Here is a 19,467-nt window from a genome sequence, read left to right as displayed (position 1 = left end):
CACACACAATGCAGGGCACCATCAGCACAGCGGGAGGGGCGAGGATGCCGCTCGATGAAGACGTGGTGGCAGCTATCTACCGCGAGCACGGCGCTGCCCTGCGGCGCTTTGTGCTGAGCGCCTCCCGGGATCCGCAACTCGCTGACGACGTGGTCCAGGAGACTGTGCTCCGCGTCTGGCAGCAGGCTCCGGAAATTACCGGCAGCCTGCGGAGCTACCTCTTCCGCACCGCGCGGAACATCATGATTGACAACTACCGCAAGGCCCAGCGCCGTCCCATCGAGGCGACAGAACGGGACGTGGCGGACCCGGCGGAAGCCAGCGAACGGGTTGACGAGCTGCTGAACCGCGTCCTGATGGAGGAAGCACTGCTGCGGCTAAGCACCGAACACCGCGACGTCCTGGTGGCGCTGCACTACCGCAGCTGCACGGTTACGGAAACGGCCGTGGAGCTGAACATCCCTGCAGGGACGGTGAAGTCCCGCGCGTTCTACGCGGTGCGGGCGCTCCGGACCATCCTTGACGAAATGGGGGTGCAGCGGTGAGTGACGCGGAACTGCACACCTTGCTGGGGGCGTACCTGCTGGGCGGACTGGAGCCTGCCGAGGTGTCGCGCTTCGAGCAGCACCTGGCGGCCTGCCCGGACTGCCGCCGGGAGCTGGACGAACTCGCCAGCCTGCCCGCACTGCTGGACGCCCTGCCTGTTGCCGACGCCGTCGCCCTTACGGGCACCGCCTCCGCGGCGTCGGCAACCCGGGAGGCCGGCAGCGCGGAGGATGACCGCGCTCCCGCAGCCGCCGGCCCCGTGGAAGCCGCTTCGTTGGGGGAGGTGGCTTCCACGGGGGACCCCGCCCGCCTGCTGGATGAGCTGGCGGTGCGGCGGAGAAAGTCCCGACGGCGGTGGACTGCGTTCGTTGGGGCGGTGGCCGCCGCGTGCCTGGCACTGGGAGTCGTGGCAGCGCCGCTGTTCAACCAGCCGCCTAAGCCGGACGCGAGCTACTCGGTGGAGGCGCCGGGCGGGCTGCAGGTCCAGCTGGCCCTGATGCGGAAGGCGTGGGGGACGGAGGTCTCGTTCACCGGGACCAGCCTGCCCACGCAGGGAACCCTGTCCCTGTGGGTCAAGGGCCAGGACGGAACCGAGGACCGCGCCTGCAGCTGGTCCGCGACGCCCGGCGGGCGGTCCAGGATCACCGGGGCAACGCCCACCCAGATCAGCCGGATCAGCAGCGTGGAACTGCGGAACGAGGGGCAGCAGACAGTGGCTGTCATTTCCATGGTGGAAGGCGCATCCGGCGCCCATTGACGCGGTCCGGACCCGGTGGGAGGCTGGGCACATGGTCCGCGGCAGGACCGGGCGTTTCGCCCGGATTCAGCCCTTCGGCATCGACAGGGTGGCAGCCGCCGTCGGTGGTGATCCCGACGTGCTCCGCATGGAAAACCTGGATACGGACATTGCACCGCCGCCGTCGGCCATCATCGCAACGCGCGAGGCAGTGGGAAACAGGGCCGCCAACAGCTGGCTTCCCTTCACCGGGACCCTGGCCCTCCGCCAGGCGGTGGCGCACCGGCTCCGCCAGCAAACGGGCCTGTCCTACGATCCGCGCTCGGAGGTGGTGATTACGGGAGGGGCGCTGGCGGGAATGCTCAGCGTGCTCCTAGCCACCGTTGACCACGGAGATGAAGTCATCCTCACCGATCCCACCTACGCGGGCATGATCAACCGCGTCCGGCTTGCCGGCGCGGAGCCGGTGTTCGTCCCGCTGATGGTGGAGGACGGGCGCTGGCGCCTGGACCCGTCACGGCTGGCTGCAGCGGTTACCGCCCGCACGCGGGCGATCCTGCTGATGAGCCCGTCCATGCCGTCCGGCCACGTGTTCAACGACGCCGAATGGGGCGCCGTCCGCGATGCCTGCCAGCATGCGGACTGCTGGCTGCTGTACGACGCCGCAATGGACCGGATCCTGTTCGACGGCCTGCCGTACCGCCATCCGGCGTCGTTTCCGGAACTGGCGCACCGCACCATCACCCTGGGCGGCGTCTCCAAAAACTACCGCATGATCGGCTGGCGCGTCGGCTGGGCGGCGGGGCCCGCGGAGATCATGGGAGACGTTGCCCTGGCCGCTATCTACAACACCACCGTGGCCAGCGGTTTCGGCCAGGCAGGTGTCCTCGCTGCCCTCAACACGGCCGACGACGGTATCGCCGGGGCCGTGCGGGAGTGGCAGTCACGCCGGGACCTGGTTGCCAGCGAACTGGCCGGGCTTCCCATCGTGATACCCGAGGGCGGCTGGTCCATGCTGCTGGATGCCGAGGCGCTGGGGATGCGTGCGCCGGAGCTGTCCCGGCGGCTGCTTGAAGTGGGCAGGATCGCCGCGACGCCCATGACGGCGTGGGGCCAGGACGTGGCACCGCGCTACGTGCGGCTGGTCTACGCCACCGAGCCGCTGGACCGGCTGCAGGGAATCGGGGCCCGCGTCCGGGCCGCCCTCGAGGATTCGGGGCGGCTACGCGGGGTAGGCCCGGCGTCGGCCTAACGGCGCGCCGCACCCGGCCGGAACTCCGGGCTCAGGCGTTCAGCGCGTGGAACTCGGCCACGAGCTGCGGGTCCTCGCAGGCCCGGGCGAAGGCTTCGATGCGTTTTTCGATCTCGCGGCCCAGCAGCCAGCCGCCCACTTTCTCCGCCGCGGGCCGCAGCCATGCCGGGCGGCAGGAAAATGTGTACTTCCAGACGGCGCGGGTGCCGCCGTCGGCCGGGGTAAACCGCCACCCGCCGCCGAAGTTGCCGAAGAACCACGGACCCGACACCATGGTCATGCCCACGTTCCGGGGCGGCGCGTACGAGACGTACTCGCTCACCATCACCAGGCCCATCTTCGAGACCGTGCGGGTGCGGACGCCCTTGCCGGCGGCCCGGGCACCGTCCAGCCATCCCTGGGCCGAAATGAACGGATCCCATTTCAGCCGGAACTCGCCGGTGGTCTGGGAGAACGCAAAGGCGGTCTCCGGGTCGAGTCGGATAAAGCGCTCGGCGCGTACCTGGGGCATGCGTCCACCCTAGCCGGGCGGGCGCAGCCGGCTCACATTTTGGCCAGTTTTGCCCGTGCCACCTGGAACACGCCATAGGCAATGAGGCCGATTCCGACGGCGGCCAGCAGGTACAGCCCGAACGGCTGGTCCCGCAGGGCCTTTAGGCCGCCGTCGAGCCCGGTGGATTCCTCCGGGTGCGATTGGACGGTGGCAACAACAACCAGCAGGCCCACCAGCAGGAGCGCAACACCCTTCGCAAGGTAGCCAACTACGCCCAGGACGCTCACGGCAGTGCGCGGAGTGCCGGGCGCCGGCATCCTGAGGCGCTTTTCGAAGGACTTCCTGATGCCCCGGATCCCGTACACAATTCCGGTGATCGCAACGGCTGCGCCAATGACGATCAGCAGCACGACGCCGCCCGGAGCCTTCATCAGGGCCACGGTGAAGTCGCTGGTGGACTGGCTGTTGTCCTTGCCACTCCCGATCGCGAACGAGGCAAGCGTGAGGGCGAAGGCGGCGAAAACCACGGCCTGCCCGGCAGCCTTGAGCTTCCGGAGGACCTTGTCGCGTTTCGGCAGGTTGCTGTAGTCGAAAACCGCGTCGCTCGCCTGCCAGATGGCAAGGGCCACGCAGGCGGCGAAGCTGCTCCAGAGCAGGATGGGACCGGCCTGCTGGCTGGCCAGTTCCTGCACGGCTCCGCTGACATCCGCCTGGCCCTGCCCGCCCGTGGCCAGGCGGATGGCGATGGAACCCACCAGGAAATGTAGGAGGCCGCTCACTGCGTACCCGGCGCGGGCCATGAGCTCCATCGGCCGCGAATTGGTGACTTCCTCAGCCGTACCAGCGGCCGCTCTCAGTTCTCTTTTGATGTCCGGTTCCTCGCGCAGTTCTCGTGGCCGCGGGCTGATCCCGCCATGGTGTTAAAGGCCAATCGTGCCATGGGAACCGGTTCCGGAACAGGTCCCTTTCCGGCAGCCTTCCCGGCAGCTCTTCCGGCGTCCCTGTCCGGCAGCCCCGGCCGGAAGTTGGCCCGGCATTAGGCTGGAACGATGGCCACGAGCAGCTCAGCGAAGACCCTGATCCGCGACGTCCGTCCCTGGGGCGGGGAACCCTCCGACGTGACGCTCGACGGCGGCCTGATTGCCGCCGTCGTACCCCGCGACCCGGAACGGCAGGCCGCGCAGGAGAGCGGGTCTCGAACCGATCCGGGCACCACGGTGGTGGAGGGCCGCGGACGGCTGCTGCTTCCTGCCTTCTCCGATGTCCACGTGCACCTGGATTCCACCCGGCTGGGGCTGCCTTTCCGCGAACACACCGGCGGGCCGGGGGTCTGGAACATGATGCTGAACGACCGCAACAACTGGCGCCAGGCGGAAGCGCCCATCGCCGAACGGGCCGCCACGGCGCTGGGCATGATGATCGCACGCGGAACCACACGAGTGCGGACGTTCGCACAGGTGGACGCCGACTGCCGGCTGGAGCGCTTCGAAGCAGTGGCAGCCGCGCGGGACCGCTTCAGGGATGCGGCTGACGTTCAGATCATTGCGTTTCCCCAGGCCGGCCTTCTGCGGGAGGACGGATCGGCCGCGCTCCTGGAACAGGCCCTGCGTGAGGGCGCGGACGTCATGGGCGGAATCGACCCGTGCACGCTGGACAGGGACCCCGTACGGCACCTGGACATCGTGTTCGGGCTGGCGGAAAAGTACCAGGTTCCGGTGGATATCCACCTGCACGAACCCGGTGAGCTGGGGGCGTTCAGCGCCGAGCTGATCGCGGAGCGCACCCGCGCCCTCGGCATGGAAGGACAGGTGACCATCAGCCACGGCTACGGCCTCTGGGGCATGGGCGAGGCGAAGACCCGCCACCTCGTGGAACTGTTCGCGGGCGCGGACTTTTCCACCGCCACGGTGGCGCCGGGTACCGCCCCGGCGTTGCCGCTGCAGCAACTCGTCGAAGCGGGAGTCCGGGTAGGCCTGGGCGAGGACGGGCAGCGCGACTACTGGAGCCCCTACGGCAATGCGGACATGCTGGACCGGACCTGGCAGCTCGCGTTCACCCACGGTTTCCGTGCGGACGGGCTGATTGAACACTGCCTGGCCGTGGCCACCGTCGGCGGAGCGTCCATCATGGGGGCGCTGCCACGGCTTGCCGCCGTGGCTGACCGGCCCGGCCTGGACGCCGGGGACCCGGCGTCGTTGGTGGTGCTCGACGGCGAGACGCCCGCCGCGGCGGTCATGGACCGGCTCCCGGACCGCACAGTGATCCACCGCGGCAGGGTAGTGGCGGACGGGCTCAGGCTGCTTAGCGGAAGGTAAACCAGGACCCGGCAAGGCCAGCCCACGTCCAGAGGCCGCCGGTCAGGTTAAACGCGGTGAACGCCAGGCCCAGCAGCCCGGTAATCCGTCCCGGGCCCATCCGGTCGGACCGCACGACGGCGACGATTCCCGCAACCACTGAGGTGACCACCAGGCCCGCCAGGATGCCTACCAGGGCAATGAGCAGGACCCAGTACCCGCTGGTGTCCGGCAAGGGGACGTTGGCCAGGAGCGGCTCCGCGGCGGCCATGATGAACGTGGACAGGCTGACCATGGCCGCAACCGGTGCCAGCACGGCGGCCGCAAGGCTGGTGATGCCGGCCGCCAGCCCGCGCGAATCAGCGGACCGGCGCTGCGGAGCTGCGGGCTGTGCGGAGGCCATGGTGCATCATAGCCGCCGGTAGCAAAGATCGAAGATGAGGCGGCCGGCTTCGTGGGCCTTGTTTTCGAAGCTCGTCCGGATGCGCCCCGCGAACCGCGGCGCCCAGCCGCCGGTTTCGTCCACGCCCTCGTTGGGGCCGGTGTGTTCGGTGCTCACCGGGGCGCGGCCCTCCTTGACGGGCGCGCCGCCCACCAGGGACTCGACGCCGGACTGCCACACCTGGGTGAGGGGGCTTTCAGGACCCCGGCGCTCGCCGTCGTGCAGGTTAACGAAATCCGCGGAGCCGGCCATGACATCGCGGACATGGACGGCGTAGTTGGACCAGTCCGTGGCCACGCGGAACAGGCCGCCGGGCTTGAGGGCCGTGGCAACGAGCGCGGCGAACTCGGGCTGGATCAGGCGGCGCTTGTGGTGGCGGGACTTGTGCCAGGGATCGGGGAAAAAGACCCAGACCTCGCTGACGGACCCAGCCGGCAGCATGGTGGCCAGCACCTCGGGGGCGTTGGCCTCAACCACACGGACGTTGCTGAGCTTGCGGGAGTTGATCTTGATCATGGTGTTGGCGAGGCCCGGCGTGTAGACCTCCACAGCGAGGAAATCCCAGTCCGGGTTCTCCTCGGCCGCGTGGCACACGGCGTCGCCCAGGCCCGAGCCGATTTCCACGATCAGCGGCGCCGTGCGGCCAAACTCCGCCTCGGCGTCGAACACGTAGTCCGGGTGCACCGACGTGTTGGCGATGTGCCGCGGCACATCCACCGCCCAGCGGTCCGAGTGCTCCTCCCAGGCGAGCTGGCGGCGCCCCTGCAGGCGGGTGCCGCGGCGCACGAAGCTGACGGGCCGGCCGCCGTAGGTTCCGAAGGAGGCCTGGCTGCCGGGGGTCACCGGGCGCGCTACCTGCGGCTGTTCCGGACCTGCGTCCTGCGACGGCGCAGATTCCGGGGCTGCTTCCGGCGTCTGGGCGTGCGTCGGGTCGGGGGTTTCTGGGGATTCGCTCATCATTTCCAGAATAGTGGACATCGTCGGGCGGAACGGGGCGGACGGCTGAGGGGGCGGGCGGGGTCAGAACAAAATCATGAAGTCCCCGTTCCGGAGCGTCAGCACCAAGGCCGCAGCCACCTGCAGCCCGGAGAGCCACAGGCTGGTAACGGCGGCCGTCCAGCTGTTTGAGCCGGGCGCGGATCCCCGGACGGCAGCGACGCCCAAGACACAGCCAACAGCCCAAAAAGCATCGGCAGGCTCCACAGGACCACCGGGGCAACCCAGGGCAGCGAACTGGGCCCTGAATCAGGGATGGTGAACAGTGCTGCAAACAGGCTGAGCGGAGCGGAAACCAGCAGGCTCGCGGGCGCGATCAGGCTAAAAACCAGGCTGGTGACGCCGCCACCACCGCCGCTGCGACGCCGTGACTGGCCGGGAGGTGATTGGCCGGGAGGTGGCTGGCGGGCAGCCGGCTGCGCAGGCGGTGACCCTAGGTGTCCGGTGTTCGGTTGCTGGGAGCTCATGATTCCCCTGTGTCTGCTGGGCTGGTCCTGTGGTGCCAGGCTGCGGTGCGGTGAGTCCAGACTAGGGACGGCCGGACGGCGCCGCTGCCGGGTTTGGGTCCTATGTGGATAACTCCTGCGAGAATGGGCCGGTGACCGAAGCCAGCAACGCAGCCGGGAAGACGGCCGCGAAAACCGCCGCGAAAGCAAGCTCCCGCGCCCGCACCCAAAACGGCACCACCGGCACGCTGGTGGACGCCGAAGTCGACGAGCTCCCTGCCGCCGCGCCCACCCAGGTCAGCGGACCCCGCGGGCTGATCTACCTCGGCGTGTGCCTGGTGCTGATCGGGTTCAACCTGCGGACGGTGTTCTCCAGTTTCGCGGCCGTGCTGCCGGAAATACGGTCCGACGCGGGCCTGCCGGGCTGGGCAGTGGTGGTGCTCACCACGGTGCCGGTGACCCTGCTGGGCGTTTTCGCCCCGCTGGCGCCGGTCCTTGCCCGGCGCTTTGGCGCAGAGCGGGTGCTACTGGGAGCCATGGCCGTGCTCACCGCCGGACTGCTGCTGCGACCGCTGGAACTCCCGGCCGCCGGAGGACACCTGCCCGCACTGCTCGCCGGAACAGCTGCGTGCGGTGCCGCCATTGCCCTGTGCAACGTGCTGCTGCCTGGGCTGGTGAAGCGCGACTTCCCGCACCGGCTGGGGCTGATGGGCGGGCTATACACCACCGCCATCTGTGCCTCCGCGGCCCTGGGTGCGGGCTTCACCTACCCGGTGTTCGCCGCATCGGGGGAGTGGACAGCGGCGCTGTGGTTCTGGGCGCTGCCCGCCGCCGTCGTACTTATCCTGTTCCTTCCGCTGGCCGTCCGGCAGCGGCACCCGCGGCACCAGGCTGTTGCTGACGGGCTCAACGTGTGGCGCTCGGCGATCGCCTGGCAGGTCACCATCTTCATGGTGCTGCAGGCCATGATGTCCTTCAGTGTCTTCGCCTGGCTGGCACCCATCCTGCGGGAGCGGGGCGTGGACGGCGGAACGGCCGGCCTCATTGTCTCGGCGTCCATCGTGCTGCAGATGCTGGGGTCGCTGTTTGCGCCCGCGCTGGCGGCGAGGTTCCGCGACCAGCGGGCGATCAACACGGTGGTGGCGCTGATGACCGGCGGCGGATTCGCGCTGAGCATTTTCGGGCCCCTGGAGTTCATCTGGGTGTGGACCGGACTGCTGGGCCTCGGCCAGGGCAGCCTCACCGCCGTGGCGCTCACCATGATCATGCTGCGGACCAGGGACGGGCACACGGCCGCGCACCTGTCAGGAATGATGCAGGGCGTGGGCTACGGGGTCGGCTCCACCGGCACGCTCATGGTGGGGCAGCTGCACCAGGCCACGGGATCCTTCGCCGCGGCCGGCGTGCTGTTCCTCGTGGTGGGGGCGCTCGCCGCCGTCTTCGGGTACCGGGCCGGAAGGGACCGTTTTATCGGCGGGTGACGGTGTCGTCACGCGCTAAGGAAACGGCAGAGGCACCTGCCCGGCCGGGCGAGTGCCTCTGCTGTCTTCGTGCTGCGATTTCCCGATCCTGGCGGGATCAGTCCTTGCCTGGCTTGGCCTTTGCCTGGCTATTCCTTGCCCAGCCCGGCGGCGCTGACCTTGTCTCCGCCGGTTTCGGCGGTGACGCTGTTCAGGGCGGTGAGGTCAAAGATGCCGTTGATGTCCGCCTGCTTGGTGGTGCCGGCGTCCACGCCGTCCTGCAGCAGCTTCTTGTAGGCTCCGGCCAGCGGGTCCACCGTGAAGACGATGTTTTTCAGGGACCGCTCAATGACGTCCGGCTTCAGTTCGGCACCGGACGCGTCCTTCAGGGCGGCGTTGATGACGGTGGATTTCTCGTCTGCAGCAGCGGAGTTGAGCCACTTCACGGACTCGGCGTGGCCCTTCAGGAGTGCCTTGACGGTGTCCGGATGTTCAGCGGCGAACTTCTTGTTCACGATCAGGATGGTGGTGGGGAACTCGCCCGGCTTGCCGGTCAGCGAACCGTCCCACAGGTCCTTCTCATCCACCAGCACCTTCGCCCCGGCCTGCAAAACCAGGCGGGAGGCCCACGGCTCAGGCAGCCACGCGCCGTCGAGCTTGCCGTCCTGGAACAGCTTCAAAGTCTGCGCGTTCTCGGTCGGATTAATGGCCACATCGCCGCTGCCGTCGGGATTGGTCTTGTAGCCCTGCCCGGCCAGCCACGCCCGCAACGCCACGTCCTGGGTCCCGCCCAGCTGCGGCGTGGACAGGGTCTTGCCCTTCAGATCCGCCGCGGCAGCAATCTCGGGCTTGACCACCAGCTGCGCCCCGCCCGCCGCGGCCCCGGCGATGATGCTGACCGACTCGCCCTGGCTCTTCACGAACGAGTTAATCGCCGGGTTCGGGCCGATATAGGTCGCATCGATCGCGCCGGCGTTCAGCGCCTCGATCGCGGCCGGACCGGCGTTGAACACCTGCGTGCTCAGCTTCGTCCCACCCAGGCTCTTGGCGATGAAACCCTCCTTGACCCCCACCAAGGCAGGGGCATGGGTGACGTTGCCAAAGAAGCCGAGTTTGAGTTCCGCTGCGGGTGCGGCGGCTACGGCGGCCGCCGGCTGTGATTGCGTGCCGCTGTTGAGGTTCGAGGCCACCACCGCTCCGCCGGCGATCAGGGCCACAAGGCCTGCGGCGATGCCGATTCCGAGGGCGCGCTTGCGCTGTGGCTTGGGGGTTTTGCCCGCAACGATGCGGGTGGATCCTTCGGGGTTCTGATGCGATGACATGGGGATTCCTTCAAGAACGGGGCGCCCGGAAAGGGTCGCCGCCGGACAAAAGTCGGGGGAACGGAGGCTCGCGGCGGCAGTCTTCTGCCGCCCTCCGTTGGGGCCAGCGCCTGGGCCTGTTGCTCTTGTGAAGCTTGTCCGGTGCCCCGGTCCCAGCGCTTGGACTGAGATTACGGGCCGGCATCCGGCGGAAACAACGCCCCGCGACTCCTGCGTTCATCGACAGTAACGGGGTGACTCGCGGCGTCATCTGCGGCCCTGAAAAGGCAGTGCAGGGAGCCTGAAAGGTAACGGGACGTCACAGGGCGTCCCGCTTGTACCGCCAATGTGACGGGCCCCGGACCCGCCCCTTTTGGACTACGAAGTTAGGTTAGCCTAAACTATTTGTGGCCGTCATCGGCCCTATTATTTCCGTCTGCCGTCTGCAGAGACTTTGAATCTAGGTGGTTCCGTGCGCTTCTCCCTTTCGTCATCTCTTTCCTTGGGGCTCGTGGCGCTTCTCTCACTGTCGGGCTGTGGCTTCAGCGGTCCTACCGCAGGAAACAAGCAGGCGGCCGACACAAATCAGCGGATCGTGGTGGACAACTTCCGGGCCCCGGTGGCGAACTGGGCGCTGGAGAGCGACGCCGCCTACATCCTGTCCTTGTCCGGATGCCTCGAGACCCTGACCCGCTATGACGAGTCACAGGGCAAGATCGTGCCGTTGCTGGCGACGGAGTGGAAGCAGTCCTCTCCCCTGGAGTGGGACTTCACCATCCGCGAAGGGGTCAAGTTCCAGGACGGGAGCGAGCTGACAGCTGAGGCCGTAGCGGGCTCCTTGCAGAGCGTACTGGGAGCAGCCGTGCCGGCCCGGGCCTTCAACCCCAAGGTGGTCAGCGGGGTCAAGGCCCTCGACGACCGCACAATCCGGGTGACCACGCCGACCGAGAGCCCGCTGGTCCCGTACCGCCTCGCGAGTGTCAACACGGGCGTCCTGTCCCCGGCCGCGTTCAAGGGCGGAACGGTGGATCCTTTCGGCCACTGCACCGGACCTTTCAAACCGGTATCCGAAAAACCGAAGCAGTCCCTGACACTGGACCGCAATGAGGCTTACTGGGGCGGGGACGTGAAGCTTGCCGGTGCCGAAGTCCGTTTCATCACGGACGGCGCAACCCGGACCGCGCAGATTCAGACGGGTGAAGCCGATATTTCCCTGTCCATTCCCGTTTCCGGGTTGCCCGCCCTGGAAGGGGATGGCAACGTCAAGGTGCTCAAAGCCGATTCTCCGAGGACGGCAACGCTGTACATGAACAACGGCAGGGCGCCGTTCGACGACGTCGACTTCCGGAAGGCAGTCACCTCGGCATTGGATCTGGAGGCCCTGGCCGCCAGCGTCTACGAAGGCGCGGCCAACGCCGCCAATGGGCCCTTCGCGCCGTCCGAGCCGTGGGCGATCGAGGGCGCCGAGGCACCCAAGCAGGACGTTGAAGGCGCCCGGAAGCTGCTCGCCAACGCCGGCTACACCGCCGACCGACCGCTGGAAATCATCGCCATCGTTGAACGCGCGGAGTTCGCGGATGTTGCAACGGTCATCCAGGAGGACCTGAAGGCCGTGGGCATCCCGGTGAAGATCCAGACCAAGGAATATGCGGCTGCGGAGCCGGACGTGCTGGCGGGCAATTACGACATGGTGCTGAGCCAGCGAAACCGGCTGATCGACATCGCCGACCCCATCGGATTCCTGACAGCGGACTACACCTGCGACGGCAGCTACAACCTCAGCCATTTCTGCGACAAGGACTATGACGCGACAGTCGCCAAGGCGGCCACAACAGCTGACGCGGACGAGCGCTACCGCCTGTACGCGGAGGCAGGAAAGATTCTAAAGGAGAAGGCCGTCAACGTGTGGCTCGTCAACGAACAGGCCATTGACGCGGTCCGCGCCGACCTTCAGTCCCACGTCCAGGACCCGCTGTCCCGCTACGTGGTCAGGGCGGAAACAGCCAAGCCCGGATCCTGACCGTGGCCGTCCCCGCTAACAGACGAGATCAGCGAGGCGCGGAGTGATACCGTTCCTCGCCCGGCGAACGGCTGCCCTGGTGGCAGCCGTTCTTCTGGCATCCTTTGTAGTTTTCCTCATCCCCTACGTGACTCCGGGCGATCCCGTTCGGAAAATCATCCGTTCCCGCGTGGCCGGCGATGTTATCGACGACTCCGCCGTCCAAGCGTTGAGCCTCCAGCTGGGCCTCAACGATCCCCTGTGGGCGCAGTACCTGCGCTGGCTGGGGCGGCTCAGCAGCGGCGACATGGGCCTGTCCTACACCAGCCGCACTCCGGTGGCCGAGCAAGTGCTGCCGGCGCTCTGGATTACGCTCAGCCTGGTGGTCCTGGCCCTGGCCATAGCGGCCGCCATCTCCGTGGCCCTCGGGGTCACGGCTGCCCTGCAGGAGGGACGCCCCGCGGACAAGGTGATCACGGCCGTCACCCAGGCCCTGATCGCGCTTCCCGAGTACTGGCTGGCGCCGATGCTTGTCCTGGTCTTCGCCCTGCAGCTTTCCCTGCTGCCTTCGGCGGGATGGGAAGGACCGCACTCGGCAATCCTTCCCGTGGCAGTGCTGGCACTGCGGCCCACGAGCTTCTTCACGTCGGCCGTGCGTGAGGGAGTCCTTGAGGCGCTGGGCGCGGAGCATGTTGTCGCGGCGCGAAGCCGGGGGCTCTCCCGCCTTCAGACCATGTGGAAGCACGTGATCCCCAACGGCCTGCTGCCCCTCACCACCTTGGTGGCAGTGTGGTTCGCAGGGCTGCTGGGCGGATCCGTCATCGTCGAGGTCATCTTCTCGATCCCGGGCATGGGACGCTTGCTTTTCGACGGCGTCCTGAACAGCGACATTCCCCTGGCACAGGGCGCGGTGGTGGTCGTCGTCGGGCTTGCTGTCCTGCTGACCACAGCGGCGGACCTGGTCCACGGACTGCTCAACCCCCAAATCAGGATGAGCCATGCGTAAACTGCCTCCTCACGTCCTGGCCGCCGGGTCGCTGCTGGTCCTTATCGTGATGTCCGTGGCCCTGGCCGCCTGGATAGCGCCTTATCCGCCCGCCGAACAAAACCTCGCCGCCCGGCTGGCCGCGCCCAGTGCCGCCCACTGGCTCGGCACTGACAACCTGGGCCGGGACACCTTGAGCAGGCTGCTCGACGGCGGCCAGTTCTCGTTGACGATCGCCGCCCTGGCCACGGTGCTGACGGCGGTCATCGGCACTGCGGTGGGCGTGCTCAGCGCACGCCGGCGAGGCTGGCTGGACGAGTTCCTCACCCGCACCAACGACGTGCTGCTGGCCATGCCCGAGATGGTGGTGGCACTTTTCCTGGTGGCCGCAATGGGCACCGGCTACCACTCCCTGCTGCTCGCCCTTACCGTGACGGGCTGGACTCCATTTGCCCGGTTGGCCCGCTCCCTCGCCTATGACGTTTCGGCTCGCGGCTTCATCGAGGCGGCCCACGTGGTGGGCTGCCCGCCTTCCTTCATCGTCCTCAAGCACATCCTGCCCCACCTGGCCGGGCCGCTGCTCGGACAGGCCACGCTTCGGTTCGGGCAGTTCCTCATCAACGTCGGCGCGCTTTCCTACCTGGGGCTCGGCGTCCAACCGCCCCAGTCGGACTGGGGATCGATGCTTGCAACGGCCCAGCCGTATGCGGGGAGGGCGCCGATGACCATCCTTGCCCCCGGTCTGGTGATCTTCGTCGTCGCGCTTTGCGTCACCCTGATCGGGCAGCATGTGTCACGCATGACCGGAAGCCGCCTGCTGCTGCCGGCAGCTCCCTCACGGGCGGTGGCCGATGCCTGAGGGGCTGGTCATCGAAAAGCTGAGCGTCGGCCGGTCGATTTTGTCCGAGCTGGACCTCGCCGTAGCGCCCGGGGAGTTCGTGGCCCTGGTGGGAACCTCCGGAAGCGGCAAGACAATGACCGCCCTCAGCGTCATGGGCCTGCTGCCTCCACGGGTCCACGTTGAGAGTGGGTCAATCCGCTTGGGCGGGACGGACTTGCGGGCGGCCAGCGAAGCGGAGCTCAACCGTGTGCGCGGCGGCCGGATCGGCATGCTGTATCAGCAGCCCAAACGGATGTTCAACCCCCGGAGGACCATTGGGAATCACCTGGCCGAGCCCCTGAAGCTTCACCGCGGGCTTCGGGGGAGTGCCGCCAGGACGGAAGCGCTGGACCTGTTGGCCGGCGCAGGGTTCGAGGATCCGGCCTGGTGTGCCAGGGCCTATCCGCACCAGCTGTCGGGTGGGATGGCCCAACGAGCCATGCTCGCCGTGGCCATGGCCGGGCGGCCTGAACTTCTGCTCGCCGACGAGCCGACCTCGGCCCTGGACAAGGTGCTCGAGCGGCAGATCCTGGAGCTGATCGACCGGCAACGGCACAGTCACCGGCTGGGCGTCCTGTACATCACGCACGACCTCGCGACAGTATCCGCCTTTGCCGACCGGGTGGTAGTCATGGAAGCCGGACGCGTCCAGGAGTCAGGGCCGGTCAGGCGGGTGCTGGACACGCCCCGGACCACCTGCACCAAAGACCTTGTGAGGGCCTCGACTCTTCCCCCGGCGCCTGCGCCCCCGATTGCCCCGTCCCGCACCATCCTGGACCTGAACAGCGTTACCAAGCGGTTCCGATCAAACCGGCGGGATGCACGGCCCGCCCTCGCGGACGTATCGCTCGAACTTCGCGACGGCGAGATCCTCGGGATCCTGGGGCAGTCAGGATCCGGCAAGAGTACCCTGGCGCGGCTGGTCCTCGGACTTGAAACCCCTGACAGCGGAAGCATCACCCGGTTCACCGGGGCGACGGGCCGCCGGGCCGGAGCCGCGGGCACGGAGATCCAGCTCGTCTTCCAGGAGCCGCACGATGTCTTCGACCCGCGCATGAAGCTTCGCACCAGCTTGGAAGCGCCCCTGCTGCAGCGGCGGGAATGCGGCGCGGAGGAACGCGGTGCGCTCATCGAAGGCGTGGTTCGGGAGGTTGAACTCGACCCGGCGCTGCTGGACAGGTACCCCGGCCAATGCTCCGGCGGGCAGCTCCAACGGCTCACCATCGCCAGGGCGCTGCTGCTGGAACCGGCAGTCCTGATCTGCGACGAAGCGACGTCGGCACTGGACGCCGTGACCCAGCGGAAGGTCCTGGACCTCCTGCTGCGCCTGCACCGCGACCGCCAGCTTTCCTTGATCATGATCTCCCACGACATGAATGTCCTGCGCTACATGAGCCACCGGGTGGCCGTGCTCTTTCAGGGAGCCCTGGTGGAGGTGGCGCCCACCGCGAAGTTCTTCGCCGATCCCCAGCACCGGCACAGCAAGGAGCTTGTGGCGGCGGTGCTCCCCGTGCCCAAGGCTGATGCTTACACCGCGTGCCCGTAACTGCGATCGGGGTGCGGAGCGGAGCCAGTGGTGCCGGCGGTAGGGGCGTCCGGCGAAACAAGGGCCCCGTTGCGTACCACCGTCTGCAGGTACTGCCTGGCAGACTCCTTGGTGAGGCCGTATTCGCGGATCAGGGACCACACAGCCAACTCGGTCACGGAAAGCGGTGCTCCCGTGACGCCGGTCCCGGCCTTCCGGGCCAGATCCAGCAGCAACCTGCAGACCTTTGACATTCGCTTCGTGAAGGCGATCGTGTGGGTGACGTCCTCGCTGGTAAAAGCGTGAGGAAGGGCTGCGTACAAGGTCATCGCGGCGCTAAGCTCCCACTCCACAACAATGGGCACAGATAGCACCGATCTCACGCCCTGCCCGACCATCGCGGCGGAGAACCCGGGCCAGCGGCGGTCGACGGCGGCATCCGGGATGTGGATGAATTCGCGGCTCTCCGCCGCGGTCAGGGCAGGACCGTCCGCGAAAGCGTGTTGAACGCCGTCGACCTCCCGTGCATTGACGGAGCCGGCGGCCCAGTTACGGAACTCGCCTGGACCAACGCGGGTGACGGCCCACAGGAAGCCTCGTGCCGATCCGCTGATTTCTTCGACGAACTCCCGAGCTGCGTCACCGAGGAATGCCTGCACATCAGGGCTGTCCAGGATGGCGGCCGGGAGAGCCGGTGGTCCCGGTTCACCGTTCAATGGGGACACTGCCGCCATGGTTCACGCTCACATCAAGACGCTACGGCTCACTGCAAAGCCCTGTATGAAAAGCATATGTCTCTCCCGCGAAATCCGCCCCGGTACGAGTCAACTGTCGGCATATCGGCGCTACCGTTCGGCTCGACCTCCCTTGCTCCCAGGACCCGAAAAATAGATTAGTAAGTATGCTTGCCAAATGCTTACTAAGCATGCTTATTGTAGGGGGTGCAGCGTCCTGCAGGGAGGCGCTGGCACCCCTCACACAGAGAAACTCCAAGGAGACACCATGCTCGCCAAGGAACACATCGACGGTCTGCTCAGCCGGGACGGAAACGTTCTTTCCACTGATGGGGACAAGATCGGATCTATCGGCCAGATGTATGTCGACGACGACAGCGGCCAGCCCACGTGGGTCACGGTCAAGACGGGACTGTTCGGCACTTCCGCATCCTTTGTGCCGCTCGAAGGAGCCCGCGTCGAGGGGGACGACATCATCGTCCCGTACACCAAGGATCAGGTTAAGGACGCTCCGCGGGTGGACACGGACGGACACCTCGAACCCGCAGAGGAAGACCGGCTCTATGACCACTACCGGCTCAACGGCACAGGGGTCCGCACGCAGACGGAAATCGGCGGAACCACCGACTTCCGCGGCAACGACAGCGCCGTCGGGGCGGCAGCAACGGGCGTCCGTGAAGGAGCGGACTCGAATTACGCGGTGGGCCGGGACACCTCAGGGCCCACCACTGACGATGCCATGACCCGCTCCGAGGAGCGACTGAACGTTGGCACCGAGCGGCAGGCCACCGGCAGGGCCCGGCTGCGCAAGTACGTGACCACCGAAAATGTCACGAAGACCGTTCCGGTGCAGCGCGAAGAAGTCCGGGTCGAACGTGAACCGATCACGGACGCAAACGTCGGTGCGGCGATGAACGGTCCGGATATCAGCGACGAGGAGCATGAAGTCGTCCTCCACGAGGAACGTCCGGTGGTGGAGAAGGAAACCGTCCCCGTGGAGCGGGTACGGCTCAACAAGGAGACCGTAACCGACGAAGTAACCGTTGACGAGGAGGTCCGCAAGGAGCGCATCGAAACCGAGGGCCTGGGCAACGACCGCCGATAGGACTTATGCGACGAGTGTCAGGGGCAGGGCAGCGCGCTGGCCCTGACACTCCTCCGTCCGCATTTGTCCCGCGAAAAGCTCCCTTCCGCAGGTAACCAAGACCACTGCTTTGCCCAATACCCGCTCTACTCGGAGGTTCCCGTGCACACGTTAGAGAAAACCGCCCGCATGGCCCAGGCACGCCATCTGCAGGAAAACCTCGTCACCCATCTGGCCAGAGGCAAGGAATGGGCGACACCCGGAATTGAAACTGCCTTACACCGGGCACTGACCGGACTGGACAGCGGCCTGGAGGCAGCGTCACCGCGGATCCAAGCCGGCCTGCGGGCCATCGCCGACGAACTGGCCGGCGGAGTCGAAGCCGTCGTCCCGCGAGTACATGAGCGCATAACGCGCATCACGCCCCAGGCCATTGTTCCCCGACCTGGGTACGCCCCAGCGGGGTCCGAGAGCCGGCGGCAGGCGCGACCTCCTTGGTGGATCGCAGGAATCGCGGCTGCAGCGGCATTTTGCGGCGTCATGGTGTGGCGCTCACGCCGTTCCGTTAACCCGCCGCCTGCCACGACGGTGACCCGGGATGATCAGGTCCCCGGCGAAGCCTCTGAAACGTCGGCCTAGAAATCAGTCGGCCTGGAAATCAGAGGGCCGGCCCGCCGGGGCCGGCCCTTTTTCTGCCGCGTCGACCTGCTCGTCAACAATGCGGGCCACGATTCAGAGCCCGCCCGCTGTCAGGGCACAATGGAAAGCATGACCCTTACCACCTTCGCCCTCGTCCGCCACGGCCAGACGGACTGGAATGCACAGCGCCGGCTGCAGGGTTCCACCGACATTCCGCTCAACGACGTCGGCCGCGGGCAGGCAAGCGACGCCGTCGCCGTCCTGTCCGGCTACGGGTGGGACGCGATCGTGTCCTCGCCGCTGAGCCGCGCTGCGGAGACCGCCGACCTCATTGCGGCCGGGCTCGGGATCAGCGTTGCGCGGCGCGTTCCGGAACTGACCGAGCGCAGCTTTGGACCTGCGGAGGGAATGCAGGCCGGCCCCGAACTGGACGCGCTCCGCATCCCCGGCGGGTTCCGCGGTGCCGAGAGCGAGGACGACGCAGCCTCCCGAGGTTTGGCGGCACTGGAAGCACTGGCCGAAGAGTTCCGCGGCCGCCGCGTCCTGGTGGTTGCACACGGAACCCTCATCCGCGTGAGCCTCAGCCGCGCCATCGGCCAAACGCTCCAAAGCGTCGACAACGCCGTGCTCAACCTGGCCCACCACCATGCCGTTGACGGCTGGCAGCTGGAATACTTCAACGGCGAACGGATTGTGGCTGCCGCCCAGGGCTGAACCGCACCGGTCGCTCAGACACCGTTCGCTTCATTAGGGCTGGTAGTACTCCTCCGTCGGTGTAAAGCCCGCGCGGTCCACTTTTCGGTGGTAATGAACTCCGGCGATGCCGCCCAGCACGGCGCCTGCCAGGGCTGTGGCCGCTACGGCAATGATCGCGATGATGCCGGCCGTATCCAGCTGGCCATCTCCCACTGGAAGGTGGAGGAAGCTACTGAGCGTGGTCAGGACATCGAGTTGCACACCCCCAACCGTCGCCAGAAGGGCCACACCTGCGGCCACTATCACCGCCCACAGCCACACCATGAGCCCCTGGCCGATCCCGTTGAAGCGTGCCATCCGTCCTGCCACGTAGCCACCCGAAAAATAGGCAAGGAAAGGGACCGACAGGAGCACAACCACGCCGGTCATTCCCCCTGATGACGCCTGGCCGGCTTCTGCGATCGGATCCGCGCCGCCCAGAAAACCGGCCCTGCCGGCCGCGGAAACGGCAGCCACCAGCAAAATGGCCATTGCGCTCGCGGTCAGCCAGCCGAAAAAGGCTGAGCCGACCTTGATGCCGCCGAACCGCTCCTCTTCGCGGGCAACCACGGTTTCACGGATAGCGGCAACCGGGTCTTCCGTAAAGAGGCCGTCCACCGGGCTGCCGGCAGTCTCGGAGTGCCCGGTGTCCCCGAAGTCGGCGTTCTCGCCAGGGGGGACAACGCCGTCGGACTCCTGGTAGTAGCCGTCGTCGGGACCGCGGTCGGAAGCGCGGGAATCCGGTGGGCCCAGCGGTTCGGGAATCCCGTCCCCCACCCCGTCGCGTCCCCGCCCGCCAACAGGTTCCATTGCGCTGCCCATCACGCATCCCTCGCTTTCAATGTCCAACCAACTCGTCCGCTGAACGGGCCAGTGCGGCGGACTGCTCAGGAATCTACGATCGTTCACGGGCCGCCGCC

The 19,467-nt window shown here is 67.3% G+C and carries 19 protein-coding genes; 12 read left to right on the top strand and 7 right to left on the bottom strand.

Features of this window, described 5'->3' with window-relative positions; all coding sequences use genetic code 11:
- Window positions 1-44 precede the first annotated feature (44 nt).
- Genes J2805_RS12925 through J2805_RS12915 form a run of 3 tightly spaced genes read left to right on the top strand, consistent with a single transcriptional unit; the run spans window position 45 to window position 2,534 of the window.
- Window positions 45-545, top strand: coding sequence for a sigma-70 family RNA polymerase sigma factor (locus tag J2805_RS12925; RefSeq protein ID WP_309976757.1), 501 nt, complete (start codon window positions 45-47; stop codon window positions 543-545).
- Window positions 542-1,303, top strand: a complete 762-nt coding sequence (locus tag J2805_RS12920) for an anti-sigma factor family protein (RefSeq protein ID WP_309976755.1) — start codon at window positions 542-544, stop codon at window positions 1,301-1,303. Before J2805_RS12925 ends, J2805_RS12920 begins: the two co-directional genes overlap by 4 nt.
- Window positions 1,304-1,334: 31 nt before the next feature.
- Window positions 1,335-2,534, top strand: a complete 1,200-nt coding sequence (locus J2805_RS12915; RefSeq protein WP_309976750.1) for a pyridoxal phosphate-dependent aminotransferase — start codon at window positions 1,335-1,337, stop codon at window positions 2,532-2,534.
- Between the two features lie 31 nt (window positions 2,535-2,565).
- Here J2805_RS12915 and J2805_RS12910 read toward each other — a convergent pair whose 3' ends face one another.
- Together J2805_RS12910 and J2805_RS12905 are read right to left on the bottom strand one after the other, a co-directional pair.
- The gene (locus J2805_RS12910) at window positions 2,566-3,045 is read right to left on the bottom strand and encodes an SRPBCC family protein (RefSeq protein WP_309976748.1); all 480 of its coding nucleotides are present in this window, start codon (window positions 3,043-3,045) and stop codon (window positions 2,566-2,568) included.
- A gap of 32 nt (window positions 3,046-3,077) precedes the next feature.
- Window positions 3,078-3,836, bottom strand: coding sequence for a DUF1206 domain-containing protein (locus J2805_RS12905; protein WP_309976746.1), 759 nt, complete (start codon window positions 3,834-3,836; stop codon window positions 3,078-3,080).
- A gap of 240 nt (window positions 3,837-4,076) precedes the next feature.
- Between J2805_RS12905 and J2805_RS12900 the strand changes: the two genes are divergently transcribed.
- Window positions 4,077-5,342 (top strand): amidohydrolase, encoded by a 1,266-nt coding sequence (locus tag J2805_RS12900; RefSeq protein ID WP_309976744.1) that lies wholly within the window; start codon window positions 4,077-4,079, stop codon window positions 5,340-5,342.
- Here J2805_RS12900 and J2805_RS12895 read toward each other — a convergent pair.
- Together J2805_RS12895 and trmB are read right to left on the bottom strand one after the other, a co-directional pair.
- Window positions 5,329-5,724, bottom strand: coding sequence for a hypothetical protein (locus J2805_RS12895; protein ID WP_309976742.1), 396 nt, complete (start codon window positions 5,722-5,724; stop codon window positions 5,329-5,331). The two genes, J2805_RS12900 and J2805_RS12895, sit on opposite strands and share 14 nt — an antisense overlap.
- A 6-nt stretch (window positions 5,725-5,730) precedes the next feature.
- Complete coding sequence (gene trmB / locus J2805_RS12890; RefSeq protein ID WP_309976736.1) at window positions 5,731-6,720, bottom strand: tRNA (guanosine(46)-N7)-methyltransferase TrmB; 990 nt, start codon at window positions 6,718-6,720, stop codon at window positions 5,731-5,733.
- Between the two features lie 733 nt (window positions 6,721-7,453).
- Here trmB and J2805_RS12885 point away from each other — a divergent pair.
- Window positions 7,454-8,686: an MFS transporter gene (locus J2805_RS12885; protein WP_309977018.1), complete on the top strand. Its 1,233-nt coding sequence runs from the start codon at window positions 7,454-7,456 to the stop codon at window positions 8,684-8,686.
- A 128-nt stretch (window positions 8,687-8,814) separates the two neighbouring features.
- On the opposite strand, the gene J2805_RS12880 is transcribed toward J2805_RS12885, so the two are convergent.
- On the bottom strand, window positions 8,815-9,987 hold the full coding sequence (locus tag J2805_RS12880) for an ABC transporter substrate-binding protein (protein ID WP_309976734.1): 1,173 nt from the start codon (window positions 9,985-9,987) through the stop codon (window positions 8,815-8,817).
- A 451-nt stretch (window positions 9,988-10,438) separates the two neighbouring features.
- On the opposite strand from J2805_RS12880, the gene J2805_RS12875 reads away from it, so the two are divergent.
- From J2805_RS12875 to J2805_RS12860, 4 genes are read left to right on the top strand one after another with little or no spacing between them, the layout of a single operon-like run.
- Window positions 10,439-11,986, top strand: a complete 1,548-nt coding sequence (locus J2805_RS12875) for an ABC transporter substrate-binding protein (RefSeq protein ID WP_309976732.1) — start codon at window positions 10,439-10,441, stop codon at window positions 11,984-11,986.
- A gap of 43 nt (window positions 11,987-12,029) precedes the next feature.
- The gene (locus J2805_RS12870) at window positions 12,030-12,971 is read left to right on the top strand and encodes an ABC transporter permease (protein WP_309976730.1); all 942 of its coding nucleotides are present in this window, start codon (window positions 12,030-12,032) and stop codon (window positions 12,969-12,971) included.
- Window positions 12,964-13,809, top strand: coding sequence for an ABC transporter permease (locus J2805_RS12865; protein WP_309976728.1), 846 nt, complete (start codon window positions 12,964-12,966; stop codon window positions 13,807-13,809). Before J2805_RS12870 ends, J2805_RS12865 begins: the two co-directional genes overlap by 8 nt.
- Entirely contained in the window at window positions 13,802-15,376 is a 1,575-nt protein-coding gene (locus tag J2805_RS12860; RefSeq protein WP_309976726.1) for an ABC transporter ATP-binding protein, read from the top strand. Before J2805_RS12865 ends, J2805_RS12860 begins: the two co-directional genes overlap by 8 nt.
- On the opposite strand, the gene J2805_RS12855 is transcribed toward J2805_RS12860, so the two are convergent.
- Window positions 15,358-16,080 carry a GAF domain-containing protein gene (locus J2805_RS12855; RefSeq protein ID WP_309976725.1) on the bottom strand — a complete coding sequence of 241 codons (723 nt, stop codon included), beginning with the start codon at window positions 16,078-16,080 and terminating at the stop codon, window positions 15,358-15,360. The two genes, J2805_RS12860 and J2805_RS12855, sit on opposite strands and share 19 nt — an antisense overlap.
- 277 nt (window positions 16,081-16,357) lie before the next feature.
- Between J2805_RS12855 and J2805_RS12850 the strand changes: the two genes are divergently transcribed.
- From J2805_RS12850 to J2805_RS12840, 3 genes are all read left to right on the top strand, one after another.
- The gene (locus tag J2805_RS12850; RefSeq protein ID WP_309976723.1) at window positions 16,358-17,194 is read left to right on the top strand and encodes a PRC and DUF2382 domain-containing protein; all 837 of its coding nucleotides are present in this window, start codon (window positions 16,358-16,360) and stop codon (window positions 17,192-17,194) included.
- 141 nt (window positions 17,195-17,335) lie between these two features.
- Window positions 17,336-17,812 (top strand): hypothetical protein, encoded by a 477-nt coding sequence (locus J2805_RS12845; protein WP_309976722.1) that lies wholly within the window; start codon window positions 17,336-17,338, stop codon window positions 17,810-17,812.
- Window positions 17,813-17,941: 129 nt separating this feature from the next.
- The gene (locus J2805_RS12840; RefSeq protein ID WP_309976720.1) at window positions 17,942-18,526 is read left to right on the top strand and encodes a histidine phosphatase family protein; all 585 of its coding nucleotides are present in this window, start codon (window positions 17,942-17,944) and stop codon (window positions 18,524-18,526) included.
- 33 nt (window positions 18,527-18,559) lie between these two features.
- On the opposite strand, the gene J2805_RS12835 is transcribed toward J2805_RS12840, so the two are convergent.
- Window positions 18,560-19,369 carry a hypothetical protein gene (locus J2805_RS12835; protein ID WP_309976718.1) on the bottom strand — a complete coding sequence of 270 codons (810 nt, stop codon included), beginning with the start codon at window positions 19,367-19,369 and terminating at the stop codon, window positions 18,560-18,562.
- Between the last annotated feature and the right edge of the window lie 98 nt (window positions 19,370-19,467).

Origin of the sequence: Arthrobacter oryzae, assembly GCF_031454875.1 — a bacterium.
GTDB lineage: Bacteria > Actinomycetota > Actinomycetes > Actinomycetales > Micrococcaceae > Arthrobacter > Arthrobacter oryzae_D.
Note: the sequence above shows the minus strand (reverse complement) of the source record. Positions and strands in the feature narration are given on the sequence as shown.

Bases quoted from the DNA above. Each gene is read 5' to 3' on its own strand.
- J2805_RS12925 (WP_309976757.1), top strand. From the start codon at position 45: ATGCCGCTCGATGAAGACGTGGTGGCAGCTATCTACCGCGAGCACGGC.
- J2805_RS12915 (WP_309976750.1), top strand. From the start codon at position 1,335: ATGGTCCGCGGCAGGACCGGGCGTTTCGCCCGGATTCAGCCCTTCGGC.
- J2805_RS12910 (WP_309976748.1), bottom strand. From the start codon at position 3,045: ATGCCCCAGGTACGCGCCGAGCGCTTTATCCGACTCGACCCGGAGACC.
- J2805_RS12905 (WP_309976746.1), bottom strand. From the start codon at position 3,836: ATGGAGCTCATGGCCCGCGCCGGGTACGCAGTGAGCGGCCTCCTACAT.
- J2805_RS12900 (WP_309976744.1), top strand. From the start codon at position 4,077: ATGGCCACGAGCAGCTCAGCGAAGACCCTGATCCGCGACGTCCGTCCC.
- J2805_RS12895 (WP_309976742.1), bottom strand. From the start codon at position 5,724: ATGGCCTCCGCACAGCCCGCAGCTCCGCAGCGCCGGTCCGCTGATTCG.
- trmB (WP_309976736.1), bottom strand. From the start codon at position 6,720: ATGAGCGAATCCCCAGAAACCCCCGACCCGACGCACGCCCAGACGCCG.
- J2805_RS12880 (WP_309976734.1), bottom strand. From the start codon at position 9,987: ATGTCATCGCATCAGAACCCCGAAGGATCCACCCGCATCGTTGCGGGC.
- J2805_RS12865 (WP_309976728.1), top strand. From the start codon at position 12,964: ATGCGTAAACTGCCTCCTCACGTCCTGGCCGCCGGGTCGCTGCTGGTC.
- J2805_RS12860 (WP_309976726.1), top strand. From the start codon at position 13,802: ATGCCTGAGGGGCTGGTCATCGAAAAGCTGAGCGTCGGCCGGTCGATT.
- J2805_RS12850 (WP_309976723.1), top strand. From the start codon at position 16,358: ATGCTCGCCAAGGAACACATCGACGGTCTGCTCAGCCGGGACGGAAAC.
- J2805_RS12840 (WP_309976720.1), top strand. From the start codon at position 17,942: ATGACCCTTACCACCTTCGCCCTCGTCCGCCACGGCCAGACGGACTGG.
- J2805_RS12835 (WP_309976718.1), bottom strand. From the start codon at position 19,369: ATGGGCAGCGCAATGGAACCTGTTGGCGGGCGGGGACGCGACGGGGTG.